The organism is Variovorax sp. N23 (genome assembly GCF_025486315.1).
In the GTDB taxonomy this organism is placed as follows: Bacteria; Pseudomonadota; Gammaproteobacteria; order Burkholderiales; family Burkholderiaceae_C; genus Variovorax.
The window spans coordinates 1-13,937 of sequence record NZ_JAOOPY010000011.1 but is presented as its reverse complement, the minus strand read 5'-3'; the positions used below and the strand labels follow the sequence as shown (position 1 = coordinate 13,937).

Sequence of the window (13,937 nt, the reverse complement as noted above, 5' to 3'; positions counted from 1 at the left end):
CGCGCAACGGCACAATGGGCCGATGCGACGTCCCTTCCCGATGGCCTCGGTGCTCCTGGCCGCCCTCCTCGCCTCCAGCGCCTTCCTGCCCGCCACAGCGGGCGCACAGACCAACGGCGAACGCCGTGCAGGCACCGCCGTGCGCGGCACCGTCCCCTACGCCACGCGCGACGACGCGATGCGCTTCGCCGACGACGTGGCCGCCCGGCGCAACCTCGACCCCGCGTGGGTGCGCGCCACCATCGGCGCGGCGCGGCTGCTGCCCAACGTGCCGCGCCTGATGCTGCCGCCGACCAGCGGCACCGCGAAGAACTGGGCCGCTTACCGCAACCGCATCGTCGATCCGGTGCGCATCGCGGCCGGCGCGCGCTTCTGGCGCGACAACGCCGCCACGCTCGCGCGCGCCGAAGCCGAGTACGGCGTGCCGCCGGAAATCGTGGTCGGCATCATCGGCGTGGAGACGCTCTACGGCCGCATCATGGGCAACTTCCGCGTGATCGACGCGCTGGCCACGCTGTCCTTCGACTTCCCGCAGTCGCACCCGCGCGCCGCCCAGCGCGAGGCCTTCTTCCGCAGCGAACTCGAGAGCTTCCTGAGCACCGAGAGCCGCACCGCCGAAGACCCGATGGTGCCGCTGGGCAGCTACGCGGGCGCCATGGGCATGCCGCAGTTCATGCCCAGCAGCATCGCCAAGTACGCGGTCGACTTCGACGGCGACGGCCGCATCGACCTGGTCAACAACCCGGCCGACGTGATCGGCTCGGTGGCCAGCTACTTCAAGGCCTTCGGCTGGCAGCGCGGCATGCCCTCGATCTTCCCGGTGCGCTTCGACACGGCCCGCCTGCAGATGCCGATCCTGATGGCGCCCGACATCAAGCCGACCTTCAGCGCCGACAGCTTCACGGCGGCCGGCGCGGTGCTCGACGGCAACGCGCAACCGTTCCCCGGCCTGCTCGCGCTCATCGAGCTGCAGAACGGCGCCGAGTCGCCCAGCTACGTCGCGGGCACGCAGAACTTCTACGTGATCACCCGCTACAACTGGAGCAGCTACTACGCGATGTCGGTGCTCGAGCTGGGCAACGAGGTCAAGGCGGCGATGGCGCAGTGAGCCGATGAGCGGGCTCAGTCGCGGCGTTCCCGGCAGACAGGGACGGATCGCGCGGGCTGGCAAAGCGACGCCGCCCCCGAAACGGCAAGGGCTGCTGCACCCTGCGGTACAGCAGCCCTCGTTGAGCGGGATTGACGCAGGTGCTCAGCGCACCTTGCCTTCCTTCCACGCCGTCAGCAGCTTGCTGTAGTCGATGGTCTCGCCCTTGGGCTTTTCATTGGCGAGCTTCTTCCACGGTGCGTGGTCATCGCTCAGCATCTTGGCCGGGTCGCCCTTGGCCGCCAATTTCGGCGCGCACTTGGCCATGCCGGCGCGCTCGAGGCGGGCCATCACCGCGTCCATCTCGTCGGCCAGGTTGTCCATGGCTTTTTGCGGGGTCTTCTCGCCGGTGACGGCCTCGGCCACGTTCTTCCACCAGAGCTGCGCGAGCTTCGGATAGTCGGGCACGTTGGTGCCGGTCGGCGTCCACGCCACCCGCGCCGGGCTGCGGTAGAACTCGATCAGGCCGCCGTACTTGTTGGCGTTCTGGGTGAAGTAGTCCGAGCGGATGTCGCTGTCGCGGATGAAGGTCAGGCCGGTGATCGACTTCTTCAGCGAAGTCGTCTTCGCGGTGATGAACTGGGCGTAGAGCCAGGCGGCCGCCGTCTTGTTGGCGTCGTGTCCCTTGAAGAAGGTCCACGAGCCGACGTCCTGGTAGCCGTTCTGCATGCCCTGCTTCCAGTACGGGCCGTTCGGGCCGGGTGCCATGCGCCACTTCGGCGAGCCGTCGTCGTTGACCACCGGCAGGCCCTTCTTGGTCATGTCGGCGGTGAAGGCCGTGTACCAGAAGATCTGCTGCGCGATCTGTCCCTGGGCCGGCACGGGCCCGGCTTCGCCGAAGGTCATGCCCATCGCCTCCTTGGGCGCGTACTTCTTCATCCAGTCGATGTACTTGGTCAGCGCATACACGGCCGCTGGCGAGTTGGTGGCACCGCCACGTGCCACGGACGCGCCCACCGGCGTGCACTTGTCGGCCGCGACCTTGATGCCCCACTCGTCGACCGGCATGCCGTTCGGGATGCCCTTGTCGGCGGTGCCGGCCATCGAGAGCCAGGCGTCGGTGAATCGCCAGCCGAGCGACGGGTCCTTCTTGCCATAGTCCATGTGGCCGTAGATCGGCTTGCCGTCGATGGTCTTGACGTCGACGCTGAAGAACTCGGCGATGTCCTCGTAGGCGCTCCAGTTGAGCGGCACGCCCAGGTCGTAGCCGTACTTGGCCTTGAACTTGTCCTGCAGATCCTTGCGCGCGAACAGGTCGGCGCGGAACCAGTACAGGTTGGCGAACTGCTGGTCGGGCAACTGGTACAGCTGGCCGTCCGGCGCCGTCGTGAAGCTGGTGCCGATGTAGTCCTTCAGGTCGATGCCGGGGTTGGTGAATTCCTTGCCGGCGCCGGCCATGTACTCGGTGAGCGACATGATCTTGCCGTAGCGGTAGTGCGTTCCGATCAGGTCGGAGTCGCTGATCCAGCCGTCGTAGATCGACTTGCCCGACTGCATCGAGGTCTGCAGCTTCTCGACCACGTCGCCTTCCTGGATCAGGTCGTGCTTCACCTTGATGCCGGTGATTTCCTCGAAGGCCTTGGCCAGCGTCTTCGATTCGTACTCGTGGGTGGTCAGCGTCTCGGACACCACCGAGACTTCCTTGACACCCTTGGCCTGCAGCTTCTTGGCGGCGTCGATGAACCACTTCATCTCGGCCGTCTGCTGGTCCTTGCTCAGGGTCGACGGCTGGAATTCGCTGTCGATCCATTTCTTGGCTTCGGCCTCGCCTGCCGAGGCACCGTGGGCGACGCACATCGCCGCTGCCAGTGCCAATGTCGTGTAGCGCATCTTCATGAGTTTGTCTCCTCAGTGGTTGCTTCCCCGGTGTTGTCGGATCACGGCCCCGGGGAAGCGGAGAGCCGGATGCCTTCCATCGTTCGCGTTCAGCCTTTTCGCATCACCAAGGCGAGCAGGGCCATCGACAGCACGAAGCCGATCCAAATCGACGGCTCGGCCTCGAGGCCCATCCATTCCTGGAACTTGCCCGCCAGGCCGACGAAGACGAGGTTGAAGTAGGCGGCCGACAGCAGCCCGATGAAGAGCCGGTCGCCACGCGTCGTTTCCATCGGCAGCCAGCCGCGTCGCACCGTGGTGGGCGACTTGAGTTCCCACACGGTCATGCCGACGAGCATGAGCGCGATGCAGGTGAAAAAAACGGCCACCGGGGTGGTCCAGACCATCCAGTCGAACATCGCGAGTGCTCCTTAAACGCGGCCCATCGCAAAGCCTTTTGCGATGTAGTGGCGAACGAACCAGATCACGATCGCGCCCGGCACGATGGTCAGCACGCCGGCCGCGGCGAGCGTCGCCCAGTCCATGCCCGATGCGCTGACGGTGCGCGTCATGGTGGCGACGATCGGCTTGGCGTTCACGCTCGTCAAGGTGCGCGCCAACAGCAGCTCGACCCAGCTGAACATGAAGCAGAAGAAGGCCGCCACGCCGACGCCGGCCTTGATGAGCGGCAGGAAGATCGTGAGGAAGAAACGCGGGAACGAGTAACCGTCGATGTAGGCCGTCTCGTCGATCTCGCGTGGAATGCCGCTCATGAAGCCTTCGAGAATCCACACCGCCAGCGGCACGTTGAACAGCAGGTGCGCGAGCGCCACGCCCAGGTGCGTGTCCATCAGCCCCACTGTGCTGTAGAGCTGGAAGAACGGCAGCAGAAACACGGCCGGCGGCGTCATGCGGTTGGTCAGCAGCCAGAAGAACACATGCTTGTCGCCGAGGAAGGAATAGCGCGAGAACGCATAGGCCGCCGGCAGGGCCACGGTCAGGGAGATCACCGTGTTGATGCCCACGTAGATCAGGCTGTTGATGTAGCCCGAGTACCACGACTCGTCGGTGAAGATGCGCGCGTAGTTGGCCCACGTGAGTTGCTGCGGGAAGAAGGAGAAGCTCGAGAGAATCTCCTCGTTCGTCTTGAAGCTCATGTTGATCATCCAGTAGATGGGCAACAGCGCGAAGACGATGTACAGCACGAGGAAGATGCTGCGCTTGTGGAAGCGTTTTTCGTTCATGTTCGCTGCTCCTGCGTCGGATGACGGGCTTGCGGGTGCTCCTGTCCGGGGCGCGTGCACAGGGCACCGGGTACTCCCCTCCGCGAATGTCCCCCGCCTTCGGCTCCTCCTTTATTTCGCTGCGGGGAGCACCCGGCACCCTGCGCACGTGGACGCGCTGGGGGCAGGCTGCCGCCGGTGATCAACCACTGCGCGTCCGGATCACGTCGATGGCGTGCTCTGCGCAGCGAAATAAAGGAGGAGCCGGCAGCCGAAGGCTGACGGTGGGGGACATTCGCGGAGCAGAGTACGCCGTCGGCGTGATCCCGCCCCGAACCCCATGAACGTGTCATTGCTCGACCTCCACTTGCTGGGTACCGACGCGCTGCATCCAGTTGTAGAGGATGAAGCACAGCAGCAGGATGATCAGAAAGTAGATCAGCGAGAAGGCCGCGGCCGGCCCGAGGTCGAACTGGCCAACCGCCTTCTGGGTGAGGTACTGCGACAGGAAGGTCGTCGCGTTGCCCGGCCCGCCGCCCGTCAGCACGAAGGGCTCGGTGTAGATCATGAAGCTGTCCATGAAACGCAGCAGCACCGCGATCATCAGCACGCCACGCATCTTGGGCAGCTGGATGTAGCGGAACACCGCGAACTTGCTGGCCCCGTCGATGCGCGCGGCCTGGTAGTAGGCATCGGGAATCGAGCGCAGGCCGGCATAGCCGAGCAAGGCGACCAGTGGCGTCCAGTGCCACACGTCCATCACCAGCACGGTGAGCCAGGCATCGGTTGCGTTGCCGGTGTAGCTGTAGTCGACGCCGATCTTCTGCAGCACGAAGCCGAGCAGGCCGATGTCCGCGCGGCCGTAGATCTGCCAGATGGTGCCGACCACGTTCCACGGGATCAGCAGCGAGAGCGCGACGATCACCAGCACCGCCGAAGCCTTCCACCCGGTCGCCGGCATCGAGAGCGCCAGGCAGATGCCCAGCGGGATTTCGACCAGCAGCACCGACAGCGAAAAACCGAGCTGCCGGTAGAGCGCCGAATGCAGCTCGTCGTCGCGCATCACCGCGGCAAACCATTCGGTGCCGACGAACACACGCCGATCGGGCGAGATGATGTCCTGCACCGAATAATTGACCACGGTCATCAGCGGCACGATGGCCGAGAAGGCGACGCAGATCAGCACCGGCAGGATGAGGAACCAGGCCTTCTGGTTGATGGGTTTGTTGGTGGCGTTCATACAACCAGCTCCTCGTCGCGGTAGTAGCAGGTGTGCGGGTCCAGCACCTTGAGCCACACGATGTCGCCGACGACCGGCATCCGCGCGTCGGACGACAGCCGGGCCTTGAGCTTCGTGCCGCCGGCATCGGCGCTGAGCATGGCGTGGGTGCCGACGTCCTGCACCTGCGTCACGGTGGCGGGAATGGCGCCGGGCGCCTGCGGGTCGGCGATGCGGAGGTACTCGGGACGGATGCCGAGCTTCAGCGCGCCGTCGGGCAGTTCACGCAGGCCGGCGAGCCGGGTGCCGGCGACATCCAGGGCGCCGCCCTGGCTCTGCGCCGGCAGGAAGTTCATGCCGGGCGAGCCGATGAAGTGCCCGACGAAGGTATGGGACGGACGCTCGAACAGCGCTTCGGCACTGCCCACCTGCACCGCCTTGCCGCGCGTCATGACCACCACCTCTTCGGCGAAGGTCAGGGCCTCGACCTGGTCGTGCGTGACATAGATCAGCGTGAGCTTGAGTTCGCGGTGGATCTGCTTGAGCTTGCGCCGCAGCTGCCACTTGAGGTGCGGGTCGATCACGGTGAGCGGCTCGTCGAACAGCACCGCCGACACGTCCGAGCGCACCAGGCCGCGGCCCAGCGAGATCTTCTGCTTGGCGTCGGCCGCGAGCCCGGCGGCGCGCTGGTCGAGCTGCCCGCTCATGTCGAGCATCTCCGCGATCTCGCCGACGCGCTTCCTGATCTGCTCGGCCGGCACCTTGCGGTTGCGCAACGGGAAGGCCAGGTTCTCGGCGACCGTCATCGTGTCGTAGATGACGGGAAACTGGAACACCTGTGCGATGTTGCGCGCCTGCGGCGTGGCGCGGGTGACGTCGACGCCATCGAACAGCACGCTGCCCTGCGACGGCGCCAGCAGGCCCGAGATGATGTTGAGCATGGTGGTCTTGCCGCAGCCCGATGGGCCGAGCAGCGCATAGGCGCCGCCGTCGCGAAAGCTCATCATCAACGGCAGCAGCGCGTAGTCGCTGTCCTGGGTGGGGTTGGCGCGATAGGCGTGCGCCAGGTCGAGGTCGATGCGGGCCATGTCTGCTCCTGCCTCCGTGCTTTCAGTGGATGGGACGCCAGGCCGGCGCGACGGCCAGCCGGTCGGCCGCGTCGAACACATAGGCCTGCGCGGCATTGAAATGCACGCCGACCGCCTCGCCCAGCTCGAGCCGGTGCACGCCCGTGAGCTGCGCCACCAGGTCGCCGACCGGTGTCTGCACGTGCACGAAGGTGTCGGAGCCCGAGATCTCGGCCACCTCGACCTGGCCTGCGAGCGCCAGATCGCCGGGTCGGGCGCTGAGGTCGAGGCTGCTGGCGCGCAGGCCGACGGTGACACGGCCCGCCACGCCGGCCCCCAGCGCCATAGGCAGCAGCGGCCCGTTGTCAATCTGCACCCCGCCGGCCACCGCCGTGCCGGCCATCAGGTTCATCGGCGGGTCGCTGAAGGCACGCGCCACCCGCAGCGACTGCGGCGCATGGAAGACCTCGGCCGTCAGCCCGTACTGGAGCAGTTCGCCCGCATCCAGCACCGCGGTGTAGCCGCCCAGCAGCAGCGCCTCGCCCGGCTCGGTGGTGGCGTAGATGACCGTCGAATCGCCGCCGGCGAACAATTGTGCGAGTTCTTCGCGCAGTTCTTCGCGCAGCTTGTAGTCGAGGTTGACCAGGGGCTCGTCCAGCAGCATCAGGGGCGCGTTCTTGGCCAGCGCACGGGCCAGCGCCACCCGCTGCTGCTGGCCGCCCGACAGCTCGGCCGGCAGACGGTCGAGGAACATGCCGATGTGCAGCCTGTCGGCCAACTCGCGCACCCGGGCGTCGATGCCCTTCTCGCCCCGCAGCTTGAGCGGCGACGCGATGTTGTCCGCCACCGTGAGCGACGGATAGTTGATGAACTGCTGGTACACCATCGCGACGTTGCGCTCGCGCACCGGCCGGCCGGTGACGTCCTCGGCGTCGACCAGGACGCGGCCGCTGCTCGGCACGTCCAGGCCCGCCATGATGCGCATCAGGCTGGTCTTGCCCGCCTGCGTCGCGCCCAGCAGCACCGTGACGGCGCCGCTGCGCGGTGTCAGGCTCTGCTCATGGAGCCACGTCTGCGCGCCCACCTTCTTGGTGATGCGCTCGAGGGTCAATTGCATCGGTTTGTCTCTCGTCGTTTTGATCGTCGAACCATCGCGCGACCGCGGCACGCTCTCGCGGCGTGTAGCGCAGGCCCAGCTTCGAGCGGCGCCACAGGGCGTCGTCCGCCGTGCGAACCCATTCCTGCGCGTACAGGTAGCGCAGTTCGGCATCGTGCAGGCCGGGGGCCACTTCGACGCCCAGGTCGGCCAGCGCGGTCGCATCGCCCAGCACGTCGGTGATGCGCGCGCCGTAGGCATGGGCCAGCCGGCGCGCAAGCGGCGCGGGCAGCCAGGCATGGCGCTTCTGCACGGCAGCGACGAAGCGCTCGAAGTCTTCGTCGGGCCGCGTCGGCGCGCCGATCCAGCCCGACAGGTCGCCGCCCGCGAGGAAGGCGCCTTCCGTCCAGGCCGGCCGCGCGTCGCCCAGCATGCGGCCGACCTCGTCCGCCGCGTCTTCCGCCAGCTTGCGGAAGGTGGTGATCTTGCCGCCCCACACCGACAGCAGCGGCGCGGCGGCGGTGTTGGCTTCGAGCAGGTAGTCGCGCGTGACGGCCGAGGGGTCGCCCGACGCATCGTCCAGCAGCGGGCGCACGCCCGAATAGGTCCACACCACGTCGGCGGGGACGACCGGCTTCTCGAAATAGCGGCTGGCCTGGGCGCAGAGGTAGTCGATCTCTTCGGGCGAGATGCGCGCCGCGCCCGGGTCGTCGGCACCGATCTCGACGTCGGTGGTGCCGATCAACGTGTAGTCGTCCTGGTACGGGATCGCGAAGATGATGCGCTTGTCCGGGTTCTGGAAGATGTAGGCATGGTCGTGGTCGAAGATGCGCTTGACCACGATGTGGCTGCCTTTCACCAGACGCAGGCTCTTGGTGGCGAGCGCCTCGCCCTTCGCGGCCTTGGCCGTGTTGCGCAGGAAGCTCTCCGCCCATGGGCCGGCCGCGTTGACCACCGCGCGGGCCCGCACGGTGCGGATGCCGTCGGGGCCGTCGAGCGTGGCGGTCCAGCCCGTGGCGTCGCGCTGCACCGCCGTGCAACGCGTGCGCGTGAGGATCTGCGCGCCGCGCGCACGGGCATCGACCGCGTTGAGCACCACCAGCCGGGCGTCGTCGACCCAGCCGTCGGAATACACGAAGCCGCGCTTGTACTGCGGCTTGAGCGGCTGGCCGGCCTTGTGCTGGCGCAGGTCGACCGTGCGCGAGCCGGGCAGCACCTCGCGCTTGGCCAGGTGGTCGTACAGGAACAGCCCCATGCGCACCATCCAGGCCGGACGCATCGACGGGTCGTGCGGCATCACGAAACGCAGCGGCCACATGATGTGCGGCGCGCTCTTGAGCAGCACCTCGCGCTCCTGCAGCGCCTTGCGCACCAGCGAGAACTCGTAGTACTCCAGGTAGCGCAGGCCACCGTGGATCAGCTTGGTCGACGACGACGAGGTGTGGGCGGCCAGGTCGTCCTTCTCGCACAGCACCACCCGGAAGCCACGGCCGGCCAGGTCACGCGCGATGCCGCAGCCGTTGATGCCCCCGCCCACGACGAGCACGTCGCATTCGGTCGTCTTGGCCGCAACGGGAGAGGACAAATCGTTCACAAAGGAGGGCCGCTCTGAAGTGACTGCTGGGTTGCCGGAGGTGAGAGAAGGACTTTCGCCTTTGTTCATTTTGGTTCCTTATGACGCGCATAAGATTCTAGTTTTCCCCTAGACAGTTCGTTTTCGTTCGATTTAGAGTGTTGCATCCATCCCACCCCATGCCACGCCTGAACCCCAACCCCCGCCAGCTCCGCCTGCTCGACACGGTCCGGGCCCGCGGCACGGTGATGGTGGAAGAACTGGCGGACATGCTCGCCGTCACGCTGCAGACGGTGCGGCGCGACGTCCAGCGGCTGGCGGACGAAGGGCTGCTCACGCGCTTCCACGGCGGCGTGCGGGTGCCCAGTTCGACCACCGAGAACATCGGCTACCCGCAGCGCGCGTCGCTGCACGCCGAAGGCAAGGCGCGCATCGCCCGCGCCGTGGCGGCGCGCGTGCCCAACGACTGCTCGCTGATCCTCAACGTCGGCACCACCACCGAAGCCATCGCGCAGCAACTGATGCGGCACACCGGCCTGCGCGTGATCACCAACAACCTCAACGTGGCGACGATCCTCAGCGGCAACCCGGCATGCGAAGTGATCGTCGCGGGCGGCTCCGTGCGCCCGCGCGACCGCGCCATCGTCGGCGAGGCGACCATCGATTTCATCCGGCAGTTCAAGGTCGACATCGCGCTGATCGGCGTGTCCAGCATCGAAGCCGACGGCTCGCTGCGCGACTTCGATCTGCGGGAGGTGAAGGTGGCGCAGACCATCATCGCGCAGGCACGCGAGGTGTGGCTCGCCGCGGATGCCAGCAAGTTCAACCGGCCGGCCATGATCCAGCTCGGTACGCTGTCGGACATCGACCGGCTGTTCACCGACGCCGAACCGCCCGCCCCCTTTCCCGCCCTGCTCGACAGCGCCCAGGTACGCTGCGAGATCGCGGGCGACCACTGATTGCGAAGGCGCACCATGACCCACATCCTCGCCCTCGACCAGGGCACCTCGAGTTCGCGCAGCATCGTGTTCGACCACGCAGGCCGCATCGTCGCCGTCGCGCAGCGCGAGCTGCCGCAGATCTACCCGCAGCCCGGCTGGGTCGAACACGACCCGATGGAGATCTGGCGCGGCCAGCTCGCCACCGCGCGCGAGGTGCTCGCCAAGGCGAAGCTGCAGCCGACCGACATCCACGCCATCGGCATCACCAACCAGCGCGAGACCACGCTGCTGTGGAACCGCCAGACCGGCCAGCCGGTGCACCACGCCATCGTCTGGCAAGACCGCCGCGCCGAGCCGCTGTGCGCCCGGCTGCGCGACGACGGCCTGACCGACACCATCCGCGACAAGACCGGCCTGGTGATCGACGCCTACTTCTCGGCCACCAAGCTGCGCTGGCTGCTCGACAACGTGCCCGGCGCACGCGGGCAGGCCGAGCGCGGCGAGCTGGCCTTCGGCACGGTCGACAGCTGGCTCATGTGGCAGCTCACCGGCGGCAAGGTGCACGTCACCGACGTGAGCAACGCGTCGCGCACGATGCTCTTCAACGTGCACGACAACACCTGGGACACCGACCTGCTGAAGGCCCTCGACATCCCCGCCGCGCTGCTGCCGGAGGTGAAGCCGTCGAGCGCGCACTTCTGCGACACCGACGCCGCACTGCTCGGCCGCTCGTTGCCCGTCGGCGGCGTCGCCGGCGACCAGCAGGCCGCCCTCTTCGGCCAGGCCTGCTTCGGCCCCGGCATGGCCAAGAACACCTACGGCACCGGCTGCTTCCTGCTGATGCACACCGGCGATGCGTTCCGGCCCTCGGCCAACGGCCTGCTCGTCACCAGCGCCGCACAGACCAGCGCGCAGCCCCAGTACGCCATGGAAGGCAGCGTCTTCGTCGGCGGCGCCGTCGTGCAATGGCTGCGCGATGGCCTGCAGGCCATCAAGGGCAGCGCCGAGGTGCAGGGACTGGCCGAGAGCGTGCCCGACTCGGGCGGCGTGATGATGGTGCCGGCCTTCACCGGACTCGGCGCGCCCTACTGGAACGCCGAGGCGCGCGGCACGATCACCGGCCTGACCCGCGGCACCACCGTCGCACACATCGCCCGCGCCGCGCTGGAAAGCATCGCCTACCAGAGCGCCGCCCTGCTCCAGGCCATGAGCCGCGATGCGGTGGCGGCCGGCGGCGCACCCGTCGCCGAGTTGCGCGTGGACGGCGGCGCCTGCGTGAACGACCTGCTGATGCAGTTTCAGGCGGATCTGCTGGGCATCCCGGTACTGCGGCCGGAGGTCACCGAGACGACGGCGCTGGGCGCGGCCTATCTGGCGGGGCTGTCGACGGGGTTCTTCAAGGACCTCGATCAGCTGTCGAAACTATGGCGCGTCGAGCGGCGGTTCATGCCGACGATGGGGCGCGCGCAGGCGGGTGAGGCGATGGCGCGCTGGGAGCGGGCGGTGCGGCAGGCGACTGCGGCCTGACGCTGCCCGCTGCTCACGGCACTCAGTGCCAGCTTGCGGCAAGCGCCGTTTCGAGGCCAGTCTGGTAGTTGGCCGGCAACGTGGTCTCAGCCGATGGCGGCGGTCCGAATGCTGCCATGGCGTCCACCAAACCCTGCACCTGGCTGTCCAGCAGGATCTTTCCGTCGCCAGCCTTGAACTGCTCGACGTGGTAAGCGCTGGATGAGTACCAGTTGCTCACGGTGACCCGATCCGCAGTGCCGATGACGCTGAGCACCAAGTCGGAGCCGCTTCTGGCAAACCAGAGTTGGTCCGCCGCAGTACCGGCGGCGAACTGAACGGCATCGACGTTGCCGGAAGTAGTGTCGTAGTCGTACACCGTGTCCTGGCCCGAGCCTCGGCCGAACAGGTAGGTGTCGTTGCCCGTACCACCGCTGAGCGAGTCGCTGCCCGCACCGCCGTCGAGCGTGTCGGCACCCGCCTCTCCCTGCAGGTTGTCGTTGCCGGCGTCACCGCGCAGGATGTCTGCGCCATTGCCACCATAGAGTAGGTCATCCTGCGCCCCGCCGATGAGCGTGTCGTTGCCGTCCTCACCATAGAGCGTGTCGGCACCGATGCCACCGTCGAGCGTGTCATCGCCCGCACGGCCGTAAAGCCAATCGTCGCCCCCAAGCCCTTGGAGCGTATCGCTGCCGGCATAGCCGACCAGGGTTTCGCTGCCGGCCGTCGGTGTGATGACCTTGTTCTTGAGCGTAGCCAGATCCCAACTGGTGCCGTCTGCGAAGCGGATGTTCTCCAGCGCATAGGCCGACACACCATCTTGATAGAAGTAGTTCTGCAGTTCCAGCCGGTCGGCCCAGCCAGTGCCGTTGACGCCAATGTACAGGTGATCACCACTGCGCCAGACGGTCACGTCCTCTGCAGTGAGCCCCTCGCCGAGCTGGATCGTGTCGACGTTGCCCGCGGTGGTGTCGTAGTCGGACACCGTGTCCTGGCCCGAGCCCCGCCCGAACAGGTAGGTGTCGTTGCCCGTGCCACCGCTGAGCGAGTCGTTGCCCGCACCGCCGTCGAGCGTGTCGGCACCCGCCTCGCCCTGCAGGTTGTCGTTGCCCGCATCACCACGCAGGATGTCTGCACCGTTGCCACCGTAAAGGATGTCATCCTGCGACCCACCGATGAGTGTGTCGTTGCCCTCTTCTCCATAGAGCGTATCGGCACCGATGCCACCATCGAGCGTGTCGTCGCCCGCCCGACCGTAGGTGTCGTTGCCCGTGCCACCGCTGAGCGAGTCGTTGCCCGCACCGCCGTCGAGCGTGTCGGCACCCGCCTCGCCCTGCAGGTTGTCGTTGCCCGCATCACCACGCAGGATGTCTGCACCGTTGCCACCGTAGAGCGTGTCGCTGCCGGCCGATCCGTTGAGAACATCGTCTCCGGAGGTTCCCTGGAAAATGCTACCTGAGGGCGCTGCGACCTGAGTGGCAACAAGTGCTTTAACGGTGGCGTAGTCCCATGTTGTCCCGTCGGCGAACCGCACTTGATCGAGCTTGTAGCCACTGGCTCCATCGCCCTCGAAGTAGTACTGCACCTTGACCAGGTCGGTGCTGTCCTTGAGCCTCAGCCACAGCTCGTTGCCCGAGCGCATCGCGATGATGTCCTGGGCCGTGATCCCTTCGCCGAACTCGATCGCGTCCACGCGCCCGGCACTGATGTCGTAGTTGTAAACCGTGTCCTGGCCCCAACCTCGCTCAAAGCGATACACGTCAGAGCCTTCGCCGCCGCTGAGATAGTCCGTGCCCATCCCGCCAACGAGCACGTCGTTGCCGGCTTCGCCGTACAGCGTGTCATTGCCTGAACCACCCTGCAGAAGGTCGTTGCCTGTACCGCCACTGAGGGTGTCTGTCCCGTCACCACCCAGCAGCGTGTCCGCACCTTCGGCTCCATAGAGCGTGTCATTGCCCACGCCTCCATCCAGTGTGTCGTCGCCGCCGTACCCGTGCAGCGCGTCATTGCCTTCCCCGCCTGACAGCGTGTCGGCTATGGCATAGCCGTACAGGGTATCGTTGCCGATGGTGTCTTCGGGTGACCAGACGGCCGGAATCAGCTTGGCCGGGAGGTCGATGCCCTGTGCGGGGGGCGCTGCCAGCGCCTGCATCAACGTGCGCGTGCGCAGCACTTCCGACTGGGCCGACTTGAGTTGCTCGTCGACGCTGGTCTTGTCGGCATTGGCACTGGTCGGGTCGAGTTCGACCAGGGCTTGGCCGGCCTCGACCCGGTCGCCGTCCTTCACCAGCACCCGCTGGACGACGCTGACCTGCAGCGGCTGAATGACCTTGGTGCGCTCGCTCACCAC

The 13,937-nt window shown here is 67.0% G+C and carries 11 protein-coding genes; 3 read left to right on the top strand and 8 right to left on the bottom strand.

The window, feature by feature from the left end; translation table 11 throughout:
- Positions 1 to 22: 22 nt before the first annotated feature.
- The gene (gene mltB / locus N8A90_RS16715; protein ID WP_262076099.1) at positions 23 to 1,108 is read left to right on the top strand and encodes a lytic murein transglycosylase B; all 1,086 of its coding nucleotides are present in this window, start codon (positions 23 to 25) and stop codon (positions 1,106 to 1,108) included.
- 144 nt (positions 1,109 to 1,252) lie between these two features.
- On the opposite strand, the gene N8A90_RS16710 is transcribed toward mltB, so the two are convergent.
- The 7 genes from N8A90_RS16710 to glpD form a co-directional block, all read right to left on the bottom strand.
- Positions 1,253 to 2,983, bottom strand: coding sequence for an ABC transporter substrate-binding protein (locus N8A90_RS16710; RefSeq protein WP_262076098.1), 1,731 nt, complete (start codon positions 2,981 to 2,983; stop codon positions 1,253 to 1,255).
- An 89-nt stretch (positions 2,984 to 3,072) separates the two neighbouring features.
- Positions 3,073 to 3,381, bottom strand: coding sequence for a DUF2160 domain-containing protein (locus N8A90_RS16705; protein WP_262076097.1), 309 nt, complete (start codon positions 3,379 to 3,381; stop codon positions 3,073 to 3,075).
- Positions 3,382 to 3,393: 12 nt separating this feature from the next.
- The gene (locus tag N8A90_RS16700) at positions 3,394 to 4,206 is read right to left on the bottom strand and encodes a carbohydrate ABC transporter permease (protein ID WP_262076096.1); all 813 of its coding nucleotides are present in this window, start codon (positions 4,204 to 4,206) and stop codon (positions 3,394 to 3,396) included.
- Positions 4,207 to 4,534: 328 nt separating this feature from the next.
- On the bottom strand, positions 4,535 to 5,425 hold the full coding sequence (locus N8A90_RS16695) for a carbohydrate ABC transporter permease (protein WP_262076095.1): 891 nt from the start codon (positions 5,423 to 5,425) through the stop codon (positions 4,535 to 4,537).
- Positions 5,422 to 6,492, bottom strand: coding sequence for an ABC transporter ATP-binding protein (locus N8A90_RS16690; protein WP_262076094.1), 1,071 nt, complete (start codon positions 6,490 to 6,492; stop codon positions 5,422 to 5,424). The genes N8A90_RS16695 and N8A90_RS16690 overlap by 4 nt, the downstream gene beginning before the upstream one ends.
- 22 nt (positions 6,493 to 6,514) lie before the next feature.
- Complete coding sequence (locus N8A90_RS16685) at positions 6,515 to 7,588, bottom strand: ABC transporter ATP-binding protein (protein ID WP_262076093.1); 1,074 nt, start codon at positions 7,586 to 7,588, stop codon at positions 6,515 to 6,517.
- Positions 7,530 to 9,161, bottom strand: coding sequence for a glycerol-3-phosphate dehydrogenase (gene glpD, locus N8A90_RS16680; RefSeq protein ID WP_262076092.1), 1,632 nt, complete (start codon positions 9,159 to 9,161; stop codon positions 7,530 to 7,532). Before glpD ends, N8A90_RS16685 begins: the two co-directional genes overlap by 59 nt.
- Before the next feature lie 167 nt (positions 9,162 to 9,328).
- Between glpD and N8A90_RS16675 the strand changes: the two genes are divergently transcribed.
- Both N8A90_RS16675 and glpK read left to right on the top strand, forming a co-directional pair.
- On the top strand, positions 9,329 to 10,099 hold the full coding sequence (locus N8A90_RS16675; protein ID WP_262076255.1) for a DeoR/GlpR family DNA-binding transcription regulator: 771 nt from the start codon (positions 9,329 to 9,331) through the stop codon (positions 10,097 to 10,099).
- A 15-nt stretch (positions 10,100 to 10,114) separates the two neighbouring features.
- Entirely contained in the window at positions 10,115 to 11,608 is a 1,494-nt protein-coding gene (gene glpK / locus N8A90_RS16670) for a glycerol kinase GlpK (protein ID WP_262076091.1), read from the top strand.
- A 22-nt stretch (positions 11,609 to 11,630) separates the two neighbouring features.
- On the opposite strand, the gene N8A90_RS16665 is transcribed toward glpK, so the two are convergent.
- Positions 11,631 to 13,937: calcium-binding protein (locus tag N8A90_RS16665; RefSeq protein WP_262076090.1), on the bottom strand; the 2,307-nt coding region annotated here is incomplete at its 5' end.

What these genes read in the sequence shown, in the direction of transcription:
- N8A90_RS16710 (WP_262076098.1), bottom strand. Translation starts at nt 2,983, where the DNA reads ATGAAGATGCGCTACACGACATTGGCACTGGCAGCGGCGATGTGCGTC.
- N8A90_RS16685 (WP_262076093.1), bottom strand. Translation starts at nt 7,588, where the DNA reads ATGCAATTGACCCTCGAGCGCATCACCAAGAAGGTGGGCGCGCAGACG.
- N8A90_RS16695 (WP_262076095.1), bottom strand. Translation starts at nt 5,425, where the DNA reads ATGAACGCCACCAACAAACCCATCAACCAGAAGGCCTGGTTCCTCATC.
- glpK (WP_262076091.1), top strand. Translation starts at nt 10,115, where the DNA reads ATGACCCACATCCTCGCCCTCGACCAGGGCACCTCGAGTTCGCGCAGC.
- N8A90_RS16705 (WP_262076097.1), bottom strand. Translation starts at nt 3,381, where the DNA reads ATGTTCGACTGGATGGTCTGGACCACCCCGGTGGCCGTTTTTTTCACC.
- N8A90_RS16690 (WP_262076094.1), bottom strand. Translation starts at nt 6,492, where the DNA reads ATGGCCCGCATCGACCTCGACCTGGCGCACGCCTATCGCGCCAACCCC.
- N8A90_RS16700 (WP_262076096.1), bottom strand. Translation starts at nt 4,206, where the DNA reads ATGAACGAAAAACGCTTCCACAAGCGCAGCATCTTCCTCGTGCTGTAC.
- mltB (WP_262076099.1), top strand. Translation starts at nt 23, where the DNA reads ATGCGACGTCCCTTCCCGATGGCCTCGGTGCTCCTGGCCGCCCTCCTC.